Here is a 22870-nt window from a genome sequence, read left to right as displayed (position 1 = left end):
TTATCCTTAAATCGTGACACCGTCGAGTTCAGCCATCAGCGTTTGCATTTCCGCACCGCCCGCCATCATGTCGAGTACTTCATCCTTGGAAACGGTTTCCTTGGTGTAAGTGCCCAGCGATTTGCCCCGGTTCAAGAGGGTGAACGAGTCGCCCACTGGGTAGGCATGATGCACATTGTGGGTAATAAAGATCACGGACAAACCCCGTTCGCGCGCCTTGTAGATCAGTTTCAGCACATTGAACGACTGCTTCACGCCCAGGGCCGCCGTTGGCTCGTCGAGGATCAGCACGCGCGCGCCGAAGTGGATGGCGCGGGCAATGGCGAGGCATTGCCGCTCGCCGCCCGACATGGTGCCCACGGCCTGGTGCGGGTCGCGCACCATGATGCCCATCTCGGCCAGCTTGTCGCGCGCCGTGGTGGCCGCGTACTCCATATCCATCACGGGCAGCACGCCGAACATTTTCCTGATCGGCTCGCGCCCCATGAAGAAATTGCGCGCGACCGACAGCAATGGCACCAGCGCCAGGTCCTGGTAGACGGTGGCTACGCCCAGGTCCAGCGCCTCTTTCGGCGAATTGAAGCTGACGCTCTTGCCGTCGACCAGGTAGTCGCCGCTGGTGGGCCGGTGCACGCCGGCCAGGGTCTTGATCAGGGTCGACTTGCCGGCGCCGTTGTCGCCCAGCAGGCAATGCACCTCGCCCGGTTTCAAACGCAGGGTGACGTTTTGCAGGGCGATGACGGAGCCGAAACGTTTGCTGATATTTTCCAGCGCAAGGATGTATTCGCTCATGGCTTATCTCGCTTCCGTGACACGGGCACGGACAAAGTTGTTGAACAGTACCGCGATCAGCAGCATGACGCCGAGGAAGACGCGGAACCAGTCCGAATTGATGTTGGTATAAGTAATGCCAATCTGCACCACGCCGAAGATCAGCGCACCGAAGCAGGCGCCGACGACGGAACCGTAGCCGCCCGTCAGCAAGGCGCCGCCGATGACGGCCGCGATGATGGCTTCGAACTCCTTTTGCATGCCGCGGTCGGCGGCGGCCGATCCCACGTCAAATACTTGCAGCGTGGCAAATAAACAGGCGCAGAAAGCGGTGAAGACAAACAGCGATACCTTGATGGTTTTCACCGGCACGCCCACATTCTTGGCAGCGTTGGCGTCGCCGCCGACGGCGAAAATCCAGTTGCCGATGCGGGTACGGGCCAGGACGAAGCCGGACACCAGCGCCAGGCCGGCCCACCAGACGATGACCTTGGGGATGCCCTTGACCAATGGCGCGCCATTGTCGAGCGCCGTGATCCAGCCCGCCTTGGCCATCCAGGCGAACAGCGAAGTGCCCACTTCGCCATGGAACAGCGTCAGGGCCAGCCAGTCGTCGGCGGCCAGCGCGCCGATGCCGCTGACGATGGTGCGGTTGGCAAACATGATGGAGAGGGCCAGGGTCAGGCCGCGCAGGATGAACAAAAAGGCCAGGGTGACGATAAACGACGGCAGGCGCGTCTTGATGACCAGGTAGCCGTTGAGCCAGCCCAGCGCCATCGACCCGGCAAAGGCGAACAGGATGGCGGCCCACACGGGCCAGTGGAAATAGACGGAGGGGATGGCGATCATCATGCCGGCAAAGCCGATCATGGAGCCGATCGACAGGTCGAATTCGCCGGCGATCATCAATACGCAGGCGCCGATGGCGATGATGCCCAGGTAGGCGGCCACTTGCGCCCAGTTGATCACGCCGTCGAGGTTGAACATGCCAGAGTCGCCGGCCGTCAGGATGAAGAAGGCGAACACCAGGATGGCGCCCGAGATCGAGGCGAACTCGGGACGGCTGAACAGCCGCTTGAGCCAACTGACCTGCCCCACGCGCTCATCGGCACCCTGTTTTTGCGGCGGCGTGCCCGAGGCGGCCATGCCACCCTGCTCCACGCTTAATTTCACGCTACTCATGCTATGTCTCCCTTGTTTTATAGCAACCTGCCAGCCTCGACAACAATTCCAGGGCGGCAGGACCCGCGCGCCGGCAAGCTAGGCCTGCGCGCGGGGAAAACGACCAAGAACACCTATCAAAATCTACTGCGCGTCGCGATTTGCGGTCTCCGATGCTCACTGCCTCGGCGGCCCCGTACATTCGCACAGTTCCGCTTCTCAACCACAACTCCCATCCGCTCGCTACGGTTTTGTTAGGCGTTGTAAGGTATTGATGGAATTGAAAAGCGGGGGCTTAACGGAACTGGCCGGCGTATTTCTCCACCTTGCCAATATTGTCCTTGGTGACATAACCAGGACCGGAACCGATATGGCGCGGGCCATACGATGGTGCCAGGCCATATTCGGCCAGGCGCGCCTTGAACTTGGCGTTATTGATCAGCTTTTCGCGGACCTTGGCCAGGTCCGTGGTCTTGTCCTGCTTCATGATGGCCAGCACGGCAACGGGAATATAGCCTTGCAGGTAGGGTTGCTGGTCGATGGCGAACTGGATGCTGCCATCCTTGATGCCTTTCGAGATTTCATCGGACAGGTCGAATGTGGCGAACCACATCTTGCCCTTCAAACCCATTTTTTCCAGCGCCTTCAGCGAGGCATGGGCCGAGGTGGGTCCCAGCGCCAGCACGGCCTGGGTTTTCGGGTTGTTGCGCAGATAGGCGCTCAACTTGCTTTCGATGGTGGTCGGATCTTCGCCCGCATCCAGGGTGGCGGCCTTGAAATCGACGCCGATGGCCTCGGCAAAGCCGCGGCAGCGCTCGAACGACGACGGGTTCGTCGCGTAATGGTTGACGCAGACGAAAGATTTGATGCCGGCCGCCTTGGCTTTTTCGCCGGCACCCTTGCCTGCCTCGTATTCAGGCTGGCCCACGTGCATCACGGCGCCCAGCTGCTCGCTTTGCGCCAGCGTGCCGGAATTAATCGTGACAAACGGAATCTTCTTGGCTGCCACCAGGCCCAGCGGTTTTTGCAGCACGCTGAAGTCGGCGATGCTGACGATCACGCCGTCGTAGTTGCGGGCGGCCGATTGCTCGACCAGGCGCGCCATGTCGGCCAGGTCGCCATTCGGCGGGTTGCGGTAGTCGACGGTGACATTGAAGTCTTCGCCTGCTTGCTTGACGGAATTTTTGATCGTATTCCACCAGGAATCGGAATCAGGCGCATGGCTGATCAATACGAATTTCTCGCCCGCCGCGTGGCTGGCGCTCATGCCCAGACCCAGTCCCAGGCCGAGGCCCAGCATGGCCAGGCTCTTCAGAAATCCCTTACGCTTATTGCTTTGCATGAATGTCTCCTTGAAGGATTAATTTTTATAGTTGCCAGCTTTTGTCGCGTGTCAGCGGGGAACCGGACAACCGGCAAGACCCGATGCACTGCGCACAGCTTAGGCCACAAAAAAGACAAATGCAATAAGATTTTCAAAATATATTTAAATAGAAAATCATTTCTATTTTCTGCATTCACTCCTATAATTCTCGCCAGAACCAGCCGTAGCAATTACGCGGCCCAGCAAGCACACAGAGGAAAAAACCATGGCAGCCACCGCCCCCATTGAACAGCTGATGCAGCACATTGCCGCCGAGTACGACAACCTGTCGCGCCAGTTGAAAGTCATCGCCCAATACATCGAAAAGCACCGCGCCAGCCTGATGCTTGAGCGCATCAGCGACATCGCCACCGCCTGCGATGTGCAGCCATCGGCCATCGTGCGCTTCGCGCAGCGTTTCGGCTACACGGGCTTTTCCGAAATGCAAGATGTGTTCCGCCAGGCTTATACAGACCAGGCCGGTGCCACGCCCGACTACCAGCAGCGCATCCGCAAGCTCATTTCCACGCGCGACGCCGCGCTCAGCGCAGGCGACCTGACACGCGAATTCGTCGGCGCCAGCCGTGCCGGCCTCGACGACCTGGCTGCCGGCCTCGACGACGCGCAGCTGGAAGCGGCCGTCAACCTGCTGTTGAAAGCGGAAAACATCTATGTGATCGGCGTGCGCCGGTCCTTTCCGATCGCCTCCTACATCGCCTACGCGCTCGAACACACGGACAAGCGCGTGCACCTGATCAGCGGACTGGGCGGCATGCACCGCGAACAGATGCGCAGCGTGCGCGAACGCGATGTGGCGATCGCCATCAGTTTCTCGCCTTACGGCAAGGAAACCCAGCAGTGCATCAAGGCGGCGCAAGACAAGGGCGCCAAGGTCCTGGTGATTACCGACAGCAAGCTGGCGCCGCTCGCGCGGACCGCCGACGCGCTGCTCACCGTCACCGAGGGCAGCGCCTTCGCCTTCCGCTCGCTGACCAGCACCATCTGCCTGTGCCAGGCGCTGTTCATCGCGCTGGCATACAAATTAGAGCTCGACATCGAAGAAATCCACACCCCAGGAGAACATGATGATTGAAGTAGCGTTGTTCGGCGCCGGACGCATCGGCAAAATCCACGCGGCCAATCTGGCTGCCCAACCCGGCGTGCAGTTCAAGTACGTGGTTGACGTCAACCAGGAAGCGGCCGCCGCGCTGGCAGGTCTGCACGGCGGCAGCAGCGCCACCGTGGAAGCGGCGCTGGCCGACCCGGCCATCAAGGCCGTCGTCATCGCTTCCAGCACGGACACGCACGCGGACCTGATCCTGCGCTCGGCCGCCGCCGGCAAGGCCATCTTTTGCGAAAAGCCCGTCGACCTGACCCTCGACCGCGCGCGCGCCTGCGCCGCCGCCGTCAAGGAAGCCAGGGTCATGTGCATGCTGGGCTTCCAGCGCCGCTATGATCCCACCTTCAATGCCGTCAAGACGCGGATTGAAGCGGGCGAAATCGGCACGCCAGAGTTGCTCATTGTCACCAGCCGCGATCCGGGCCCGCCACCCGTGAGCTACATCAAGGTCTCGGGCGGCATCTTCAAGGATATGCTGATCCACGATTTCGACATCTTCCGCTGGATACTCGACGATGAAGCCGTCAGCGTGCACGCCACGGGCAGCTGCCTGGTCGACCCGGCCATCGGCGAGGCGGGCGACCTTGACACGGCCGTCGTCACCATCCGCACGGCCAAGGGACGCTTGTGCCAGATCAATGCCTCGCGCCGCGCCGCGTACGGCTACGACCAGCGCTTCGAAGTGCTGGGCAGCGCCGGCATGCTGCAAGCGGGCAATCACAAACCGACGGAAGTGACGGCCTATGGCGCCATCAACGTCAGCGTGGACAAGCCGGAAGATTTTTTCCTGGAACGTTATCGCGTGGCCTATGCGCAGGAAATGGCGCACTTTTTTGATGCCCTCAGCCACGGTACGCCGCTGCGCACCACCGTGCACGATGGCTTGAAGGCACTGGAACTGGCCGAAGCGGCCACGCTGTCGTGGCGCGAACAACGCGTGGTCAATTTATAAACCAATAATAAAAAATATCTGGAGACAGCATGTCATCCCCAACATTAAAAGTCGGCATCGTCGGCCTGGGCCGGCTGGGCCAGCGCCACGCCATCAACCTGGCACAGCGCGTGCCGAATGCCGAAGTGGTCGCCGCCTGCAGCCCCGTGCCGGCCGAACTGGACTGGGCTGCCAGCCAGCTGGGCATCACCACCGGCTACGCCGACTACGACGCCCTGCTGGCCCATCCGGGCCTGGACGCCGTGTTCCTCGTCACGCCCACCTCGCTGCATGCGGAGCAGATCATCGCCGCCCTGCGCGCCGGCAAGCACGTGTTTTGCGAAAAACCGCTGTCGCTGGACCTGGCCGACTGCCTGAAGGTGGAAGCGGAAGCGGCGCGCCATCCGCAGCTGACCATCATGATCGGCTTCGTGCGCCGTTTCGACGCCAGCTACCACGACGCGCAGCAAAAGATCGCCCAAGGTGTCATCGGCAAGCCGTATCTGGTGCGTTCGCAAACCTGCGACCAGAACGACCCCAGCGGCGCCTTCATGCGCTTCGCCCCCACCAGCGGCGGCATCTTCCTCGATTGCAGCGTGCACGATATCGACCTGGCGCGCTGGCTGCTGGGCAACCCCGTGCCCAAACGCGTGTATGCAAGCGGCACCAACGCCATCCACACGGGTTTGCAGGCGTTCGGCGACGTCGATAATGGGCTGGCAACGGTCGAGTTTGCCGATGGCAGCATGGCCAGCTTCATGGCGTCGCGCACCATGGCGCATGGCCATGAAACCCTGACGGAAGTGTTCGGCACGGGCGGTCGCCTGGCCGTGGGCAGCAATCCGCGCCTGAACAGGGTGGAAATTTCGGATGCGCATGGCGTACGCAATGAATGCACGCCAGACTTCTATGCCCGCTTCGCCGACGCTTTTCTGATCGAGGCGCAGGAGTTCACGGATGCGGCACTGGGCCGGCGTACCTTGTCATTGACCTTGCACGACGCGACGGAAGCGACGCGCATCGGCCTGGCCATGACGCAAGCGATGCGCGAAGCGCGGCCCGTGGAATTCTAGGCGTTTGCAAACAGCTCAGGCAGCCGGCGCAGGAAACGGTTGCCTGGGTTCCACGGCCAGCCGCAGGCCCATGGCATCGAGGATGGCCGTCAAGGTGCTCAAAGAAGGATTGCCATCGGGCGACAAGGTGCGGTACAGCTGGGTGGGATTGAGCCTGGCCGCCTGCGCCACGGCCGGCACGCCGCCAAAGGCACGCGTCAATTGACGCAGCATGGCCAGCAGTTCGCCGTGATCGCCATCGACGAGGATATTGTTGATCAATTCAAGGGCGAAGGCGGGATCGTCGCGGTACAGTTCGGCCATTGCCTCGTCATGCGAGCGGTCTCTTGCTGGTTTGCTCATGACCTGTTTCACATCCTCTTGCATGTCCTCTCTCCTTCCAGTCGTGCCAGCAGGCACAGGCGTACTCGATATATTTCGATTGCGTACGTTTGCCTCCACCGCACAGCAATAAAATGATCTGCTCGCCGGCAAGGGCATAGTAAATACGGTAGCCGGCACCCACATCGATGCGCAACTCACACACGCCGTCATGGCAGAACTTGTGGTCGCCAAAGTTGGCCGCTATCAGACGCAACACGCGCCGTACAATGGCCACTTTAGCCGTGCTATCGCGTTGCCGCTTCAGCCATTCCGTATATAAATCTCTGCCCGATGATGTCAGGTAGTGCCGGATCTCGTACATCATATTCGTCCATAAACGAATAAAAATCAAGGAAAAAATCACGCGCCCATGCAAAAAAGAAGATCACGTCATCTTGCTACCAAAACCGCACGCGCAAGCCGCGAATGCCGGGTTCACTGAGCTACATCAAGGTGTATTTCTCTCATTGTTATAAGGAAATGATGTCGCGAACGCGTGACGCACCCCGGGCTTAATGCGCTATACAATAAGCGCCTGCCCAAGCGCAAAAACAGGCCGCCATGACGAACAACGACAACAACTCCCCTTCCCTCGCCGGCGTGGCCGAACGCTACGTCAAGCTGGTCCTGGCCATGGGCCAGCACGATGCCTCGTATGTAGACGCCTATTACGGCCCGCCCGCATGGCAGGCTGAAGCGGTCGAGCAGCAACAGGGTTTGAGCGACATCAAGGCTGCTGCGAATGACGCGCTGGCCCTGCTGGCTGACGGACACTGCCTGCGCGCCCACAACCTGCGTAAGCAGTTGCAAGCCGTACTGGCCAAGGCAGACATGCTGCAAGGCGCATGCCTCGATTTCGATACGGAAAGCGCGCGCCTGTACGATGCCGTTTCACCCCACCACAGCCGCGCATACTATGAAGAACTGGTGGCGCAGATCGACACCCTGCTGCCCGGTTCCGGCACCGTCAGCGAGCGCGTGAACGCGTTGCGCGCGCAACTCGTCATTCCCGCCGACAAGCTGCGCGCCGTCATGGAGGCAGCCATCCGCGCGGGCCGCGAACGCACCTTGCAGTACATCGCCCTGCCGGAAGGCGAAGATTTCGTGCTGGAATTTGTGACAGATAAACCCTGGAGCGGCTACAACTGGTACAAGGGTAATTACCAGAGCGTGATCCAGATCAATACGGACTTGCCCGTGTATATCGATCGCGCCGTCGACCTCGGCTGCCATGAAGCCTATCCGGGCCACCACGTCTACAATGTGCTGCTCGAACGCGACCTGGTGCGCGGCAAGGGCTGGATGGAATACTGCATCTATCCGCTGTATTCGCCGCAATCGCTGATTGCCGAAGGCACGGCCAACTACGGCATCGAACTGAGCTTTACGGATGCGGAGCGACTGGACTTCGAACAGCAGGTGCTGTACCCGCTGGCCGGTCTGGACCCTGCTCTGGCGCCCCGCTATGCGCAACTCAATGCGCTGCTGGCCAAACTCGGCTATGCCGACAACGACATCGCGCGCCAGTACCTGGAAGGCGGCATCACGCGCGAAGAAGCACTGGAATGGCTGGTCAACGTCAGCCTGTATCCGGCCGAGAAATCCGCGCAGCGCCTGCAGTTTTACGATGCCATGGGTGCTTATGTCATCAACTACAACCTGGGCCAGGACATGGCGAAAGCCTATGTCGAACGCCAGGGTGCCACGCGCGCCGCCCATTGGACCGCCTTCCGCGACCTGATGTCTTCACCGCGCGTGCCCAGCGCGCTGCTGGAATGAAACGCTGGCGATAAAGGAGAAACGCATGCCCCACTACACCACGCACACTGCCAGCGCCCTGCTGCTGGCCCTGTCCTTCAGCAATGTGGCGTGGGCCAAGGATGTGGACGTCGCCACGGCACCGGCGCTGAATGCGCGCCAGCAGGCGCTGATGGCGACAGTCGTGGGCAGCGCCGCCCATCCGCGCATCCTGCAGGTGCGCCTCGATGAACTGCATCCCACCCAGCCGGCCATCGGCTACGACCAGGTGTACTACAAGCTGGGACGCTATGCGGCCGAAGAAAAGCACATCGACGACATCGCCAAGCCGAAGAAATTTGCCGACCTGTGTGTAGCCAATGGCCAGGGCGACGTCTTGCCCAACACGGCCAATGTACCTGGCGCCACCCTGGCTGCGCCACCGGCCAGCTACCGCTGCAAGGCGGCCGTGGGCAGCCGTCCGGGCGACATGAAGAGCGTCGTCATCGGCCCGCGCGGCAGCGTGTACCTGACCGATGGCCACCACACTTTTTCCACTTTCCGGGATGCCGATGGCGGGCGCAATCATCAATTGAAGGTCTGGGTCAAGGTCAGCGACAATTTCAGCGCCTTGAGCGTAGCGGCCTTCTGGGCCCGCATGCGCGAAGAAAACAAGGTATGGCTGAAAAATGGCCGGAACCAGGCCATCACGCCGCAGCAGCTGCCGTCTGCCATCGGCTTGCGCACGCTCGGGGACGACCCGTACCGCTCGCTGGTCTACTTTACGCGCGAGATCGGCTACGAGCCACCCGACAAGGCCACGGAATTTCTCGAGTTTTACTGGGCCGACTGGCTGCGCCAGCAGGCCGGGGTTGACCTGGCAAGGACCGACAAGGGCGATGTCGCCAGCTATCTGGCCACCATCAGGACCGCATCGGTCGCGATGACGGGCCTGAAAGCCACGGACATCGTCAGCGGCGGCAAGACAGCGCAAGCGCTGGGCTGGACCGGCGTCTTCAACCAGGCCGCGCTGAACGAGCTGGTCACGCCAATGGGCAAGCTCAGCTACGCCATCGCGTACAGGAAATCGCTGGCAAAATAATCGCCCTGCATCAACAACAACGGCCCGATTGTCACCTGGACAAGCGGGCCGTTTTCTATGGCAGATGCTGCTTACGCGATGCGTTCGCCATTGGCCGGATCAAACATGGCCGCCTTCGACAGGTTGAACGACAGCTGCATGGTCTGCCCCGGCAGCACCGCTTCGCGCGGATGCGTGCGGCAAGTCACGGCGGCGCCATTCAAACGCGTCGTCAGCAAGGTATCGGGGCCGGTCGGCTCGACCAGGTCGATCAGGCAGCCCAGTTCCTGGCCCACGTCGCCGTGCGCACTGCTCATGTCCGTGATCTGCTCCGGGCGCACGCCCAGGATCACGTCGCGGCCCGCATAGCTGCGCAGCTTGTCGGCGGCAAACGGCAGGGCCAGGCGCATGCTCTTGCCCGCATTCTCGATGGAGACAAACACCTCGCTGCCCTCGATGACAGGCTTGACGGTGACGAAGTTCATCGATGGCGAGCCGATGAAGCCGGCCACGAACAGGTTGGCCGGATTGTCATAGATTTCCTGCGGCGTGCCCAGTTGCTGCACCACCCCATCCTTCATGACGGCGATCAGGTCGCCCATGGTCATCGCCTCGATCTGGTCATGCGTGACGTAGACGATGGTGGCCTTCAGGCGCTGGTGCAGCAGCTTGATTTCGGCACGCATTTCCACGCGCAGCTTGGCGTCCAGGTTCGACAACGGTTCGTCGAACAGGAACAGCGAAGGCTTGCGCGAAATGGCGCGGCCCATGGCCACGCGCTGGCGCTGGCCGCCCGACAGCTGCGCCGGACGACGGTCCAGCAAATGCGTGATCTGCAGGGTTTCGGCGACACGGGCGACGATTTCTTCCTGCTCGGCCTTCGGTACTTTTTTGACATTCAAGCCAAAAGCGATATTCTCGCGCACCGTCATCGACGGGTACAGCGCGTAGGACTGGAACACCATGGCGATGTCGCGGTCCTTCGGCGGCAGGTCGTTGACCACCTTGCCATCGATGAGAATTTCGCCCGAGGTGACGCTTTCCAGGCCGGCCACCATGTTGAGCAAGGTCGATTTGCCGGAGCCGGAGCCGCCGACAAGGATCAGGAACTGGCCATCCTTGATCTCGATGTCGATGCCCTTGAGGACTTCGACGCCATTCGTGTACACCTTGCGGATACCGCGTATCGATAAACTTGACATATTATTTCCTTAACCTTTGACTGCGCCTGCGGTCAGACCGCGCACAAAATAACGGCCTGCGACCAGATAGACCAGCAGGGTAGGCAGCGCGGCAATCACCGCAGCGGCCATGTTGACGTTGTATTCCTTCACGCCCGTGGACGTGTTGACCAGGTTGTTCAAGCCCACCGTGATCGGCTGCGAATCGCCGCTGGCGAAGACGATGCCGAACAGGAAGTCGTTCCAGATCTGCGTAAATTGCCAGATGATGCAGACGACGAAAATCGGACCCGAAATCGGCAGCACGATCTTGCGGAAGATCAGGAAGAAGCCGGCACCGTCGATGCGCGCCGCCTTGATCAATTCTTCCGGCACGCCGATATAGTAGTTACGGAAGAACAGGGTCGTGAACGCCGTGCCATACACCACGTGCACGAAGACCAGACCCGTGGTGGTGTTGGCCAGGCCGAATTCGCCCAGCAGGCGCGCCATCGGCAGGATCACCACCTGGAACGGGATGAAGCATCCCACCAGCAAGGCGGCAAACAGCATTTCCGAACCACGGAAGCGCCAGTGCGCGAACACATAGCCGTTGAAGGCGCCCAGGAAGGTCGAGATCAGCACGGCGGGAATCACCATCTTGATCGAGTTCCAGAAGAACGGCTGCATGCCGTCGCAGGTGACGCCCGTGCAGGCTGAAGACCAGGCCTTGGACCAGGAATCGAACTGCCACACGTGCGGCAATGCCAGCAGGTTGCCGCTGCGGATCTCGTCGAGCGACTTGAATGACGTCGACAGGGTCACGTACAGGGGCACGATGTAATACACCGCGAACAGTATCAGCAGCAGGTATACCACCACCCGTCCCAGGGTGAGTTTGTTGTTACGTGTAGGAGTGTGTGTCATCTCATCGCCTTTGCGCTGCGCGTTTCCAGGTACATCAGCGGCACGAGCACGGCCACGATGGTGGCCAGCATCATCATGGCTGATGCAGAGCCCAGGCCCAGCTGGCCGCGGGTGAAGGAAAACTGGTACATGAAGATGGCTGGCACGGACGACGAGTTGCCAGGTCCGCCAGCCGTCAATGCGATGACCAGGTCGAAGCTCTTGATGGCGATATGCGCGAGGATCAGCAGCACGCTGAAGAACACGGGACGCATGGCGGGAATCACGATGCGCCAGTAGATCGTCGGCAGGGATGCGCCATCGACTTGCGCCGCCTTGATGATTTCATCATCGATGCCGCGCAGGCCGGCCAGGAACAGTGCCATGACAAAGCCTGACGACTGCCATACGCCGGCGATCACCACCGTGTAGATGGCCATGTCGGAGTTCACCAGCCAGTCGAAGGTGAACGACGTCCAGCCCCAGTCATGCATGACCTTTTCCAGGCCCAGGCTGGGATTGAGCATCCATTTCCAGGCCGTGCCGGTGACGATGAAGGACAGCGCCATCGGATACAGGTAAATGGCGCGCAGCGCGCCTTCGGCGCGGATTTTCTGGTCCAGCAGGATCGCCAGGAACAGGCCGATGGCGATGCTGCAACCGATGAACAGGACACCAAAAATGCCCAGGTTCTTGAGCGAGGTCCACCAGCGCTCATTGTCGAACAGCTCAATGTATTGCACCAGGCCGGCGAACTCGTAGTTCGGCATCAGCCGCGATTCGGTCAGCGACAGCCAACCGGTCAAAAAGATAAAACCATAGACGAATACCAAGCTGGCGATGAGCGTGGGGCCCAGCACCATCTGCGGTATCCATCGGTCGAATTGCTTGCGTATGGACATAAGAGAGCCGTAGAGAAAACTGCGTGTGGCGCCGGCCTGGTCGAACGCCAGGGCGGGCGCCTGCGATGCATGCGATGCAGCGGGCGCCGGCGGGAATGCCGGCGCCGTCGTGATTACTTCACTTTTGCCGCTTTGGCCAGGGCAGCAACCGCATCTTTCGAGCTCATGTTGGTATTCATGAACTTGGCGATGACGTCGGTCACGGCGCCTTGGGTGGCCGATGGCAGCGCCATGCCGTGGGCGAACGATGGCACCAGGCCGCCGGTCTTGTTGGTGGCGTCCATGTCTTCCATCGATTTCAGGGCACAAGCGTCAAACTTGTCCTTGGAAACGCCGGAACGCACGGGGATGGAACCCTTGTTCAGGTTGAAGATCGACTGGAACTTCGGATTCATGATGGCGTTGGCCAGAGCGATCTGCCCTTTCTTCGCATTCGCATCCTTTTGCGTAAACATGGCAAACGAATCGATGTTGAAGGTGTAGGCCTTGTCCGTGCCAGGCGCTGCCACGCACAGGTAATCCTTGCCCGGCACCTTGCCGGCAGCCGTGAACTCGCCCTTGGCCCAGTCACCCATGAACTGGAAGCCGGCCTTGTTGTTGATGACCATGGCGGTGGCCAGGTTCCAGTCGCGGCCTGCCGCATCCTTGTCGATGTAGGTCTTTACCTTGCCCAGGGTGTCGAACACCTTGAGCATGGTCGGGCCGGTCAATTCCTTCTGGTCCAGCTTGAGGATGGCTTTTTTATAGAATTCGGTACCGCCCACGCCCAGCGCGACGGATTCAAACACGGTGGCGTCCTGCCAAGGCTGGCCGCCGTGGGCGATCGCGATGCCGCCCGATTTCTTGATTTTCTCGGCCGCGTCGAAGAACGCATCCCAGGTGGTCGGGGTGGTGGCCACGCCGGCTTTTTTCAGCACTTCCGGGTTGACCCACATCCAGTTGACGCGGTGCACGTTGACAGGTGCGGCAACGTAGTGGCCCTTGTATTTCATGATGTCGGCGACGACTTTCGGCAGCACGGCATCCCATTTGCCTGGAATGGCGGCATCATCGATATTGGCCAGCACGCCTTCCGCGCCCCACTCCTGGATCGATGGACCCTTGATCTGGGCGGCCGTTGGCGGGTTGCCGGAAATGACGCGGGTTTTCAGTGCGGTCGCGGCGTTTTCGCCAGCGCCACCAGCCACGGCGAAGTCTTTCCAGCCGAAGCCGCTTTCCTTCACGATTTGCTGCAACTGGCCCACGGACTTCGCTTCGCCGCCGGAGGTCCAGTAGTGCAACACTTCCACGTCGGTCGCAAAGGCGCTGCCGGCAAATGCCAGGGTGGTCAGTGCGGCCAGTTGGGTAATCTTGAATTTCAGTTTCATCTCCACATTCCTTTTTTGATCAAGCTTTTAGGGGGCTTCGGCATACGGGGGCCGAAAAAGGTGAAATCTGCGCCTGTATCGGCGCTCTTGTGCTCAGACCCGCTTACAAACGGGCATCATCTTCAGTGAAAAGACGGCGCCGTGATCCATGACATGCCTACATTGTATTTATATCACGGGACGGCGCCAAAAACGCATCCGCGAAGGATGCGCCAGGTTGATTTAGACTGACAACGCCTGCAAACTTAGAACCAAGTTTCCACTTGGAAACCATACGACGTGCCGCTGGTATTGTTGTTGTAGATCGGGCCGCCGTTGTTCGACGCATTGACCGACGCGGTCGCCGCATCGTTCCATTTGCCGTAGGTCACGAAAGCGCGCAGTTCAGGACGCGACCACAGGCCAGGACCAGCCGAGATCGTCGGCGCGATGGTCAGCTTGGTCAGCCGCTTGGCTGGCAGGCCGCCCGCTTGCGTCACGCGATCCGTACCCAGTTCGCCCACCAGCTTGAAGTTGTCGGTAAACGCGTACACGGGGCGCACGCCGACCGAGGTCCAGGTCGAGGAACCTTTGGCATTCGATTCGTCTTTTTGCCACAGGGCGACGAATTCCATGCCGAAATTGGCCATCGGCTGGATCGCCATGTCATTGAAGATGCGCGTGCGTTTCACGTCCGAACCGAAATTGGTGTCGCCCGAAGCGCCGAACTGCGCGCCATTGCCGGTGCCAGGGCCGACGCCGTACTGCACGCCGAAGGTGTTGCCGCCGCCGAACACTTTACCTTGACGGTGGAAGGCCGACAGTTGCCAGCCGTTATTGCGCTTGCCAGTGGCGACATCATCCTTGCCTTCGCCGATGATGTAGGTCGCAGCCAGGTCCAGCGTGCCGTTTTCATTGACGGGAATCTCGCCAAAGATGAAGTTCTGACGCACGGCAGACTTGGTAGTGACGACGCCGGTCGGCGACACGGTGCTGATATCGTTGTCCTTGAAGAAGGCATACGAGAATTTACCCGGGCCGGCAGGAATGCGGTCCAGGCCGGCGCCCGTGCCGTTCATATTGATGTATTGCAAGTCCAGCATGTGGATGTCAGGACGGTAGTAGAAACGTTTACCGACCCAGGCCGTGCCGCCGTTCAGGAAATCGAGTCCCTGCGCTTCGACATAGGCTTTGACGATGCCCAGCTTGTTGCTGCCGAAATCGGAGTTTGGCGCGTAAGCGTTGACCCAGATCGTGGCCAGGTAGTTCACGCCGCCGGACTTGGCGACGGACTTGGTGTAGCCGAATTCCGTGTAGGCGTCGCACTCATTGCCCAGACGGTATTTCATGGTATTGCCACCCAGGCCGAAGCAGCCTTGCGAACCGCCGCCACCCGAAGTATTGCTGCCGGCGCCAGCGCGCAGGTAGCCGTGGAAGCCTTCGGAGTCGGATGGGTACATAGGGTCGGCGACAGCGGAACCGCTGGCGATGGCTAAGACGATGGCAGCTGGCAGTGTCTTCAACACGGCCTTCAACATGGTGCGATGCAGCATGGTAAGTCTCCTCAGTAATTTATTTTTTATCTAGTCATTCGTGGCCGAATGTACTGGCCAGAATTCTTTCCAGCAGAGACATAGTAACTATACTACGAACAAATATCAACATATTATGTTGTAATCCTACGACTACTCTGCGACACTTTATTTGCGTACTGATGTGCGAGTTGACTGCCCTGTTTTTTCCGCTGCCGCCACCCTATCTGGCACTGTGAACAGGCATTTGCGCAGGCATCCTGCATTTTTCGGCACGCGGCACGTATACGAATTAAAATCCTTGGTTTTTGCCCATAACGACAGTGCGCCGCCACGACCGCGCACGCAAACGAGACAAAGCACCGCCATGAAAATTGATGAAAAAATGGAAGTAGCAGGCAGCGATCCGGCGGAGCGTTTCAGTGAAGGGCCACGCCTGCTGGCCGACATCGGCGGCACCAATGCCCGCTTCGTGCTCGAAACGCGCCAGGGCCACCTGGAAGCAGTGGCCGTGCTGCCCTGCGACGACTACGCTTCGCTGCTCGACGCCATCACAGCGTACATGGATAGCAGCGAGGCACGCGCCGCCGGTTCGGCGCGCGTGCGCCATGCAGCCATCGCCATCGCCAATCCCATCGACGACGACAATATCCGCATGATGAACCATCACTGGTTCTTCTCGATCGAGGCGATGCGCGCCGCGCTGGGCCTCGACACGCTGCTGGTGGTGAACGACTTCACGGCGCTGGCCATGGCCCTGCCCTATCTGCGGCCCGACCAGCGCTTGCAGATCGGTGGCGGCATGGCGCGCGCCGACAGCGTCATCGGCCTGCTCGGTTCGGGCACGGGCCTGGGCGTGTCGGGCATGATCCCGGCCGAAGACCGCTGGATCGCGCTGGGCAGCGAAGGCGGTCACGTCAGCTTCGCCCCCTGCGACCAGCGCGAGATGGATGTGCTGTCCTTCGCCTGGCGCGAACTGTCGCACGTCTCGGCCGAGCGCCTCGCCTCCGGGCGCGGGCTGGAACTGATCTACCGCGCCTTGTCCGACCGCGCTGGCCGGCATGACGTGCCGCCGCTGCTAGCGGCCGACATCACCAGCCGCGCCCTGAACAATGAATGCGATGTATGCCTGGAGGCGGTGGACTGCTTTTGCGCCATCCTCGGCTCCATCGCCGGCAACGTGGCCATGACCCTCGGTGCGCTGGGTGGCATCTATATAGGCGGCGGCATCGTGCCGCGCCTGGGCCACCTGTTTGAACAGTCGCAGTTCCGTGCGCGCTTCGAACAAAAGGGCCGCCTGAACGACTACCTGGCGCAGATCCCCACCTTCCTGATCACAGCCGAACTGCCGACGTTCCTGGGCATCGCCGCCATCCTCGCGCAAAAGCTCAAGCGCGCCCATTCCGGCGCACCCGTGCTCGAATCGGTGCGCCAGGCGCGCGGGCGCATGAGCCCCTCGGAATGCAAGGTGGCCGACTGGGTGCTGAAGGAGCCGAACGCCATGCTAACGCTGCCGATCGCGGAAATCGCCCAAAGAGTCGGCGTCAGCCAGCCGACCGTGATGCGCTTTTGCCGCTCGATCGGCGTGCAGGGCCTGGCCGATTTCAAACTGAAACTCGCTTCCGGCCTGACGGGCGGCGCCATCACGGTGGCCCACTGCCACGTGGAGATTTCGGACTCCGACGCCGAACTGGCGCGCAAGGTGCTGGGCAATAATGCCTCGGCTGCGCTGGCACTGCGCGACATGCTCGACGTGAAGGCGCTGACGGCGGCCATCGAACTGCTGCGCGGCGCGCAGCGCGTGGAATTGCTGGCCGTGGGCAGCGCCCGCGTGGTGGCCGACGACATGCAGCAAAAGCTGCTCAACCTGGGCATCGTCAGCAGCTTCTTTGCCGATCCGCAGGCGCAGGAAATGAGCGCCGCCATGCTCAAGCGGGGCGACGTCGCGCTGGTCATTTCCCGCTCGGGTGCCCTGCCCGAGCTGCTGCGCACCGTCAAGGTGGCGCAGGGCTGCGGCGCGCGCGTGCTGGCCATTACGGCCAGCGGTTCGCCGCTGGCCAAGCTGGCCGACGTGCTGCTGACATTGAACCACCCGGAAGGCAACCTCAATTTCGTGCCCATGATCGTGCGCCTGCTGCAGCTGATGATGCTCGATATCCTGTCGGTGGGACTGGCGCGGCGCGACACGGCACAGCGCACCAGCGCCGCCGAACTGGAAGAGGGACAATTACACGGCATGCGCATCAGCGGCAAGCTGAAATTCGGTGGCCACCTCGAATAAGGCGGCGCACGCCGCCCCCGATACGGCCAGCGGCGCCACCGTGCATGACGTGGCGCGCGTGGCTGGCGTGTCGGCCATGACGGTGTCGCGCGTGATCAACGGGCGCGCCAGCGTCAGCGCGGCCACGCGCGACAAGGTCGAGGCAGCGATCGCCAGCCTGCACTACCAGCCCAACCTGGCGGCCAGGGCGGCCCGCACGGGCACCCTGCGCATCGGCCTGCTATACAGCAACCCCAGCGCGGCCTTCCTCAGCGAATTCCTCGTCGGCGCCATGGACCAATGCCGCCAGGGCGGCGGCCAGTTGCTGCTCGAACGCTGCGAAGACCTGGATAGCCAGCGCGCCGGCATCGCCTGCCTGGTGGCGGCCGGCGTGGATGGCATCCTGGTGCCGCCGCCCCTGTGCGATTCGCCGGAGGTGCTGGCGCAGCTGAATCAGATGGGCATCCCCGCCATCGCCGTGGCCACGGCGCGCCCCTCGCCCGATGTGTCGGCCGTGCGCATCGACGATTACGAAGGCGCGCTGGCCATGACGCGCCATCTGCTCGCGCTGGGCCACTGCGACATCGGCTTCATCGAGGGCGATCCGGCGCACACGCCCGCCCTGCTGCGCCGCCAGGCCTTCGAGGACGCCATGCAGGATGCGGGCTTGCCGGTACCGCCGCACAGGGTGGCGCAAGGCTATTTCACGTATCGCTCGGGGCTGGACGCGGCGCGCCAGTTGCTGGCGCAACAACCGCCCCCCAGCGCCATCTTCGCCAGCAACGACGACATGGCTGCCGCCACCCTCGCCGTGGCGCACGGCATGGGCTTGCAGGTGCCGGCCGAGTTGAGCGTGTGCGGCTTCGACGACACGCCCGTGGCCACCACCGTCTGGCCCGAGCTGACCACCATCCACCAGCCCATCGCCGACATGGCGCGCGCCGCCGTCAGTCTCGTCATCGACGAGATACGCCAGCGCCGCGCGGGGGAACCGGCGCCCGCGACGCATCGCCTGATGGAATTTACCCTGGTAGAGCGGGCATCGTCGGGAAGGTATGCTCCGCCGGCGGCAAAGGGCCAACGCAGACCTTGACTCTGCCAGAACAGGTGTACCCTACACTCGCATTGCCTGCACGCCCGCTCCTACAGCGCCTCGGTCAAGGCGGGGCTGCCGACCGAAGTGATGGCATAACCGTTGCGGCCAGCGCTTTTTGCCCTGTAGAGCGCCGTATCGGCCGCCGTCAATAATGCCCCTGGCGTCGTATCGCCTTGGGCGCTGAACGCCAGGCCGACACTGGTGGCGACATGCAGGCCGATGCCGCCGCAATCAAAGTGCACGGCCATCTCTTGCACGATTTTCTTGCCCAGTAACGCGAGTTCGGACTGATCCGTCAGTTGTTCAAAAATGATGACAAACTCATCGCCTGCAAGGCGCGCTACCGTATCCGAGGCCCGGACGCAAGCTTTGAGCCGCTGGGCAAACTCAATCAATACCAGGTCTCCGATGCCATGCCCGTATGTATCATTTATTCTTTTAAAATAATCGATATCCAGATAGGCCAGCGCCAGGCCCGCACCAGCGCGCCGGGCGCGCGTCAATGCCGCGGCCAGCGCCTCGTCAAACATGCGCCTGTTGTGCAGGCCGGTCAGCATGTCAGTACGCGCCAGAGCAGCGAGGTTGCTCTCCGCAGCCTCCCTCTGCAGCGACAGCGCATAAAATGCACGGCTGAGTTTTCCGAACTCGTCTTTGCGGGCGATATTAAACACCTCAATATCGGCATTGCCGGAGTGTATGCTCGTCACATGCCGGCCCAAATCGCCCAAGGGACGCAAGAGCAGCATCACCGCGAGCCAGCCAGCGCCACTGGCCAGCAAGGCGACGCCTGACGAAGCAATGATGACTTTGGCATAAATATCGGTGATCGGCGTGAATGCCTCGCTTTCAGGGTAGACGGCGCCGATGATCCAATCGGCTGCACGCAAATGCTTGTACGTGATAATGGCCTGCACGCCCAGTTTGGTTTTACCCTGCATCCAACCGTCAAAACCACGCAATGCGGCCAGCGTGGAAGGCGTAACGCCGCCCTTTTCCTCATCCACCCGCTTCAGGACGCGCACCGGGTCAGGATGGTGGAGTATCGTGCCATCGTCGGACACCATGAACAGATAACCGCTCTTGCCCGGCTTGAGCTGCTCCCACTGGCCAAAAAACGTGGGGCTTTGCAAATTGATACCGCCAGCGATCACATACAGCAATTTGCCGGCTTCGTCATAGATCGGTTCGGTTACCAGCACAATGGGCTTGCCCGACAGCTGGCTCTTGAAGGGACGCGATATCACGCCTTCCCTGAATTTGACGGTATCGATAAAGTATTCGCGCGTGGCGAAATTGAGCTTGCCGACCACGCTCCGGTCATTCATGCTGGCAATCAATTTCCCCGTAGCATCAAAGGCGACAAGATTGAAAAATTCCTCGCGCAGGCTTGGATGATTTTCAATAAATGCCTGCATGCGCTGCGGATCTTGATACACATCCGCGGGTAGCCCTTCCGCCAGCACCTTGAGCAGGGCCTTCTTCGCATTCAAGTCGTCGTCGATATATGCCGCCGCGCTGGTCAGCAAGGCATATTGCTGATTGCCGATGACGGAGGCCATCTGCCCTTGCGCGACAGAGAGCGCAGTGAGCGCAACAGAACCCGCCGCGCACAGCACCAGCACGCCCACGAGCACAGCCATCTTGAATTTGACACTCCTGGGATTGAAAAATTTCCAGATCTTATGCATGCGGACTTCCTTCTCAGCGCCCATGCTCTGTAAAGCGCACCGATCCGGCCAGCTGGCGCCATGCACGGCAATGGGAGGAACGGCATATTGTCAGCGCATGGCCCAGAGCCTATCCTCGCAGATAAAGACACTTCCAGCACAGGCGCTTGACATGGCAAGTGAGCAAATCTTACGCCTATTATTGCAAAAAGGGCGCGCTGGCGCCCTTAATGCACACTGCATGCGCACATCATCCCAATATAGTGCGCTCCAGCAACGATACCACCAATTGCACCGAGGGCGGCGAACCGCCGGCCGCCAGGCAAGCGCCCGCGCCCGCCGCAACGGCAAAACGCAAATGCTGGCCGCCATCGGCATCGGGCCGGTTCATCAGACTGTACAGCAAGCCGCCGATGCTGGCATCGCCCGCCCCCACCGAGTCGATCACCTCGATGACGGGCGGCGCTGCCTGCCATGCTTGCTCGCCCTGGTACAGCGCCGCGCCCTGCGCACCACGCGTATACAAATACGTGGCGTGCCGATTCCAGCTGCGCAGGATGGCAAACGCGCCATCGATGTCGTCATGGCGGAACAGGCCCGCCAGGTCTTCATCCGATACTTTAACCACGTCGGCCAGTTCCACCATGCGGCGCAGGGTGGCATCGTAGCGCTCATCCATCATGATGCGGAAATTCGGGTCGTAGCTGATCTTCACGCCGGCCGCCTTCAATTGCTGCGCCAGCGCCACCAGCTTGCCCGCCAGCGGTTCGCGCGCCAGGCTGATGCCGCCGAAATGCACCCATTGCGCCCCCTGCATCCAGCCGCTGGGCAGCTGCGCCGCGTCAAAATGCAGGTCGGCGCTGTCGTCGCCGATAAAGTAATAGGTGGGCGGATGCAGTTCATGCACGATGGCCAGCAACGGCGACTTCGCACGGCGCTGCAAGAAACGCATGTCCAGGCCCGCCGCCTCGGTGGCAGCGGCCAGCGCGTCGCCGAAGACGTCGAGGCTGACGGCGCCCGCAAAGGCGCTGGGCACGCCCAGGCGCGCCATCACGCGCGCCACGTTCCAGGTCGAGCCGCCCACCTGGCTGCTCCAGGAATCCGCGCCCGTACGCAGCATGTCCGTCAGCGCTTCGCCGGCCGAAACAAAGCGTGGAAAATTGGCGGCACTCATGCGACACCGCCAAGCACGTTCAGCACTTCATAGCAGGCGCCCATGGTGTGATAATCGACCTTGCCGGCCGGGCTTTTCTCGTCGCTGATCTTGCCGTTCTCGGGCGTCAAAATACGGTACCAGGCGCCGTGCTCATGGTCGACAAAGTGCGTCCAGCTGTAGTCCCAGATCTTGTCGTAGCTGCGCCAATAGGCTTCGTCGCCCGTGCGCGCGGCCAGCACTGCGGCGGCCGCAAAGCTTTCCGCCTGCACCCAGAAGTATTTGTCGCCATCGCAGATCTCGTCCTGCGGGCCGAAACCGTAGTGGATGCCGCCATGCACGCCATCCCAGGCCTTGGACAGCGCCGTGTCGTACAGTGCGCGCGCGCGCGGCAGCAGCCAGTCGGACGGACCGGCCATGAATCTGGCGTGGCGCTCCATGAGCAGCAGCAGCTTGGCCCATTCCGTGAAGTGGCCGGGCTGGTAGCCCCACGGGCGGAAAATATTGCTCTTGTCGTGCAGGTTGTAGTCCCAGTCGATCGACCAGTCGGGTTTGTAGTGCTCCCATATCATGCCGTTCGCCAGACCCGCCTGGCGCACCGTGATATTGTGCGCCAGCGTCTCGGCGCGGTGCAGGTAGCGCGCCTCGCCCGTCGCCTCGAATGCGGCCAGCATGGCTTCGCAGGCGTGCATGTTGGCGTTCTGGCCCCGGTAGCCGTCAAGCGTCGCCCAGTCGGCGCTGGCCACGTCCGCATACAGGCCGTGTTCGGGCAGCCAGAAGCGCTGCTCCATCAGTTCGAAGGTCTCGTCCAGATACGCGCGCGCTTCCGACATCCCCGCCTGCAAGGCGTGGGCATAGGCCAGCAGCACGAAAGCCAGGCCGTAGCAGTGGTTGGCGCCGTCTTCCACCGTCTTGACGCCGTCTTGCCATTTCAATTGCCAGGCGTAGCCGCCCGTGGCCGGGTCGCGGTGCACGTCGCGCAAAAAGGCCACGCCGTGGCGCAGCGCCGCCTGGTAATCGTCGTCACCAAAGTGGCGGTAAGCCATGGCGTAATTGAAGATGAAGCGCGTGCTGCTGACCAGATGGCGCGTGCTGGCGTCGTAGACGGTGCCATCATCGCGGAAGAAGTGATAGAAGCCGCCGCTCGCATCGATGGCGCGCGGGTGATAAAAGTGCATCGTGTGCAGGATATGCTTGTCGAGCATTTCCCTGGAGCGGAAATCGGGATTCATCGGTCTCTCATAATAT

The 22870-nt window shown here is 61.4% G+C and carries 20 protein-coding genes; 7 read left to right on the top strand and 13 right to left on the bottom strand.

All coding sequences use genetic code 11. From position 1 onward, the window contains the following. Positions 1-6: 6 nt before the first annotated feature. The 3 genes from ACQ4WN_RS08100 to ACQ4WN_RS08090 all read right to left on the bottom strand — a co-directional run bounded on the left by ACQ4WN_RS08100 (position 7) and on the right by ACQ4WN_RS08090 (position 3232). Positions 7-792, bottom strand: coding sequence for an ATP-binding cassette domain-containing protein (locus ACQ4WN_RS08100; protein ID WP_436523842.1), 786 nt, complete (start codon positions 790-792; stop codon positions 7-9). Positions 793-795: 3 nt separating this feature from the next. After that, complete coding sequence (locus ACQ4WN_RS08095; RefSeq protein WP_101484474.1) at positions 796-1917, bottom strand: ABC transporter permease; 1122 nt, start codon at positions 1915-1917, stop codon at positions 796-798. Positions 1918-2227: 310 nt separating this feature from the next. Further along, positions 2228-3232: a sugar ABC transporter substrate-binding protein gene (locus ACQ4WN_RS08090; RefSeq protein WP_092802645.1), complete on the bottom strand. Its 1005-nt coding sequence runs from the start codon at positions 3230-3232 to the stop codon at positions 2228-2230. Positions 3233-3521: 289 nt separating this feature from the next. Here ACQ4WN_RS08090 and ACQ4WN_RS08085 point away from each other — a divergent pair, with 289 nt between their 5' ends. From ACQ4WN_RS08085 to ACQ4WN_RS08075, 3 genes are read left to right on the top strand one after another with little or no spacing between them, the layout of a single operon-like run. Next, a complete protein-coding gene (locus ACQ4WN_RS08085) occupies positions 3522-4388 on the top strand; it encodes a MurR/RpiR family transcriptional regulator (RefSeq protein ID WP_436551063.1) in 867 nt (288 codons plus the stop codon). Continuing rightward, on the top strand, positions 4381-5367 hold the full coding sequence (gene iolG, locus ACQ4WN_RS08080) for an inositol 2-dehydrogenase (RefSeq protein ID WP_436551083.1): 987 nt from the start codon (positions 4381-4383) through the stop codon (positions 5365-5367). Before ACQ4WN_RS08085 ends, iolG begins: the two co-directional genes overlap by 8 nt. 29 nt (positions 5368-5396) lie before the next feature. Further along, positions 5397-6419 carry a Gfo/Idh/MocA family oxidoreductase gene (locus tag ACQ4WN_RS08075; protein WP_436551062.1) on the top strand — a complete coding sequence of 341 codons (1023 nt, stop codon included), beginning with the start codon at positions 5397-5399 and terminating at the stop codon, positions 6417-6419. A 15-nt stretch (positions 6420-6434) separates the two neighbouring features. Here ACQ4WN_RS08075 and ACQ4WN_RS08070 read toward each other — a convergent pair whose 3' ends face one another. Both ACQ4WN_RS08070 and ACQ4WN_RS08065 read right to left on the bottom strand, forming a co-directional pair. Beyond that, positions 6435-6761: a helix-turn-helix domain-containing transcriptional regulator gene (locus ACQ4WN_RS08070; protein WP_436551061.1), complete on the bottom strand. Its 327-nt coding sequence runs from the start codon at positions 6759-6761 to the stop codon at positions 6435-6437. Then, positions 6730-7107, bottom strand: coding sequence for a type II toxin-antitoxin system RelE/ParE family toxin (locus ACQ4WN_RS08065; RefSeq protein ID WP_436551060.1), 378 nt, complete (start codon positions 7105-7107; stop codon positions 6730-6732). Before ACQ4WN_RS08065 ends, ACQ4WN_RS08070 begins: the two co-directional genes overlap by 32 nt. A 236-nt stretch (positions 7108-7343) precedes the next feature. On the opposite strand from ACQ4WN_RS08065, the gene ACQ4WN_RS08060 reads away from it, so the two are divergent. Together ACQ4WN_RS08060 and ACQ4WN_RS08055 are read left to right on the top strand one after the other, a co-directional pair. Beyond that, positions 7344-8561 (top strand): hypothetical protein, encoded by a 1218-nt coding sequence (locus ACQ4WN_RS08060; RefSeq protein ID WP_436551059.1) that lies wholly within the window; start codon positions 7344-7346, stop codon positions 8559-8561. 25 nt (positions 8562-8586) lie between these two features. Further along, positions 8587-9621 (top strand): ParB/Srx family N-terminal domain-containing protein, encoded by a 1035-nt coding sequence (locus ACQ4WN_RS08055; RefSeq protein ID WP_436551058.1) that lies wholly within the window; start codon positions 8587-8589, stop codon positions 9619-9621. A gap of 71 nt (positions 9622-9692) precedes the next feature. On the opposite strand, the gene ACQ4WN_RS08050 is transcribed toward ACQ4WN_RS08055, so the two are convergent. From ACQ4WN_RS08050 to ACQ4WN_RS08030, 5 genes are all read right to left on the bottom strand, one after another. Next, positions 9693-10802, bottom strand: a complete 1110-nt coding sequence (locus tag ACQ4WN_RS08050) for an ABC transporter ATP-binding protein (RefSeq protein ID WP_436551057.1) — start codon at positions 10800-10802, stop codon at positions 9693-9695. 9 nt (positions 10803-10811) lie between these two features. Next, positions 10812-11687, bottom strand: coding sequence for a carbohydrate ABC transporter permease (locus ACQ4WN_RS08045; protein ID WP_289948784.1), 876 nt, complete (start codon positions 11685-11687; stop codon positions 10812-10814). Further along, on the bottom strand, positions 11684-12568 hold the full coding sequence (locus ACQ4WN_RS08040; protein ID WP_086140640.1) for a carbohydrate ABC transporter permease: 885 nt from the start codon (positions 12566-12568) through the stop codon (positions 11684-11686). Before ACQ4WN_RS08040 ends, ACQ4WN_RS08045 begins: the two co-directional genes overlap by 4 nt. A 113-nt stretch (positions 12569-12681) precedes the next feature. Beyond that, positions 12682-13935 carry an ABC transporter substrate-binding protein gene (locus tag ACQ4WN_RS08035; RefSeq protein WP_035817882.1) on the bottom strand — a complete coding sequence of 418 codons (1254 nt, stop codon included), beginning with the start codon at positions 13933-13935 and terminating at the stop codon, positions 12682-12684. Between the two features lie 245 nt (positions 13936-14180). Beyond that, positions 14181-15467, bottom strand: a complete 1287-nt coding sequence (locus tag ACQ4WN_RS08030) for a maltoporin (protein WP_436551056.1) — start codon at positions 15465-15467, stop codon at positions 14181-14183. A 346-nt stretch (positions 15468-15813) separates the two neighbouring features. Here ACQ4WN_RS08030 and ACQ4WN_RS08025 point away from each other — a divergent pair, with 346 nt between their 5' ends. Both ACQ4WN_RS08025 and ACQ4WN_RS08020 read left to right on the top strand, forming a co-directional pair. After that, positions 15814-17727, top strand: coding sequence for a glucokinase (locus ACQ4WN_RS08025; RefSeq protein WP_436551055.1), 1914 nt, complete (start codon positions 15814-15816; stop codon positions 17725-17727). After that, positions 17711-18799 (top strand): LacI family DNA-binding transcriptional regulator, encoded by a 1089-nt coding sequence (locus ACQ4WN_RS08020; protein WP_436551054.1) that lies wholly within the window; start codon positions 17711-17713, stop codon positions 18797-18799. The genes ACQ4WN_RS08025 and ACQ4WN_RS08020 overlap by 17 nt, the downstream gene beginning before the upstream one ends. A gap of 50 nt (positions 18800-18849) precedes the next feature. Here ACQ4WN_RS08020 and ACQ4WN_RS08015 read toward each other — a convergent pair whose 3' ends face one another. From ACQ4WN_RS08015 to ACQ4WN_RS08005, 3 genes are all read right to left on the bottom strand, one after another. Beyond that, complete coding sequence (locus ACQ4WN_RS08015; protein ID WP_436551053.1) at positions 18850-20490, bottom strand: diguanylate cyclase domain-containing protein; 1641 nt, start codon at positions 20488-20490, stop codon at positions 18850-18852. Positions 20491-20719: 229 nt separating this feature from the next. After that, a complete protein-coding gene (locus ACQ4WN_RS08010) occupies positions 20720-21643 on the bottom strand; it encodes a carbohydrate kinase family protein (protein ID WP_436551052.1) in 924 nt (307 codons plus the stop codon). After that, on the bottom strand, positions 21640-22854 hold the full coding sequence (locus ACQ4WN_RS08005; protein WP_436551051.1) for an AGE family epimerase/isomerase: 1215 nt from the start codon (positions 22852-22854) through the stop codon (positions 21640-21642). The genes ACQ4WN_RS08010 and ACQ4WN_RS08005 overlap by 4 nt, the downstream gene beginning before the upstream one ends. Between the last annotated feature and the right edge of the window lie 16 nt (positions 22855-22870).

Source organism: Janthinobacterium pasteuri (assembly GCF_051380775.1).
Taxonomy (GTDB): Bacteria; Pseudomonadota; Gammaproteobacteria; order Burkholderiales; family Burkholderiaceae_D; genus Janthinobacterium.
The sequence above is the reverse complement of the archived record's forward strand: the minus strand, read 5'-3'. Positions and strand labels throughout refer to the sequence as shown.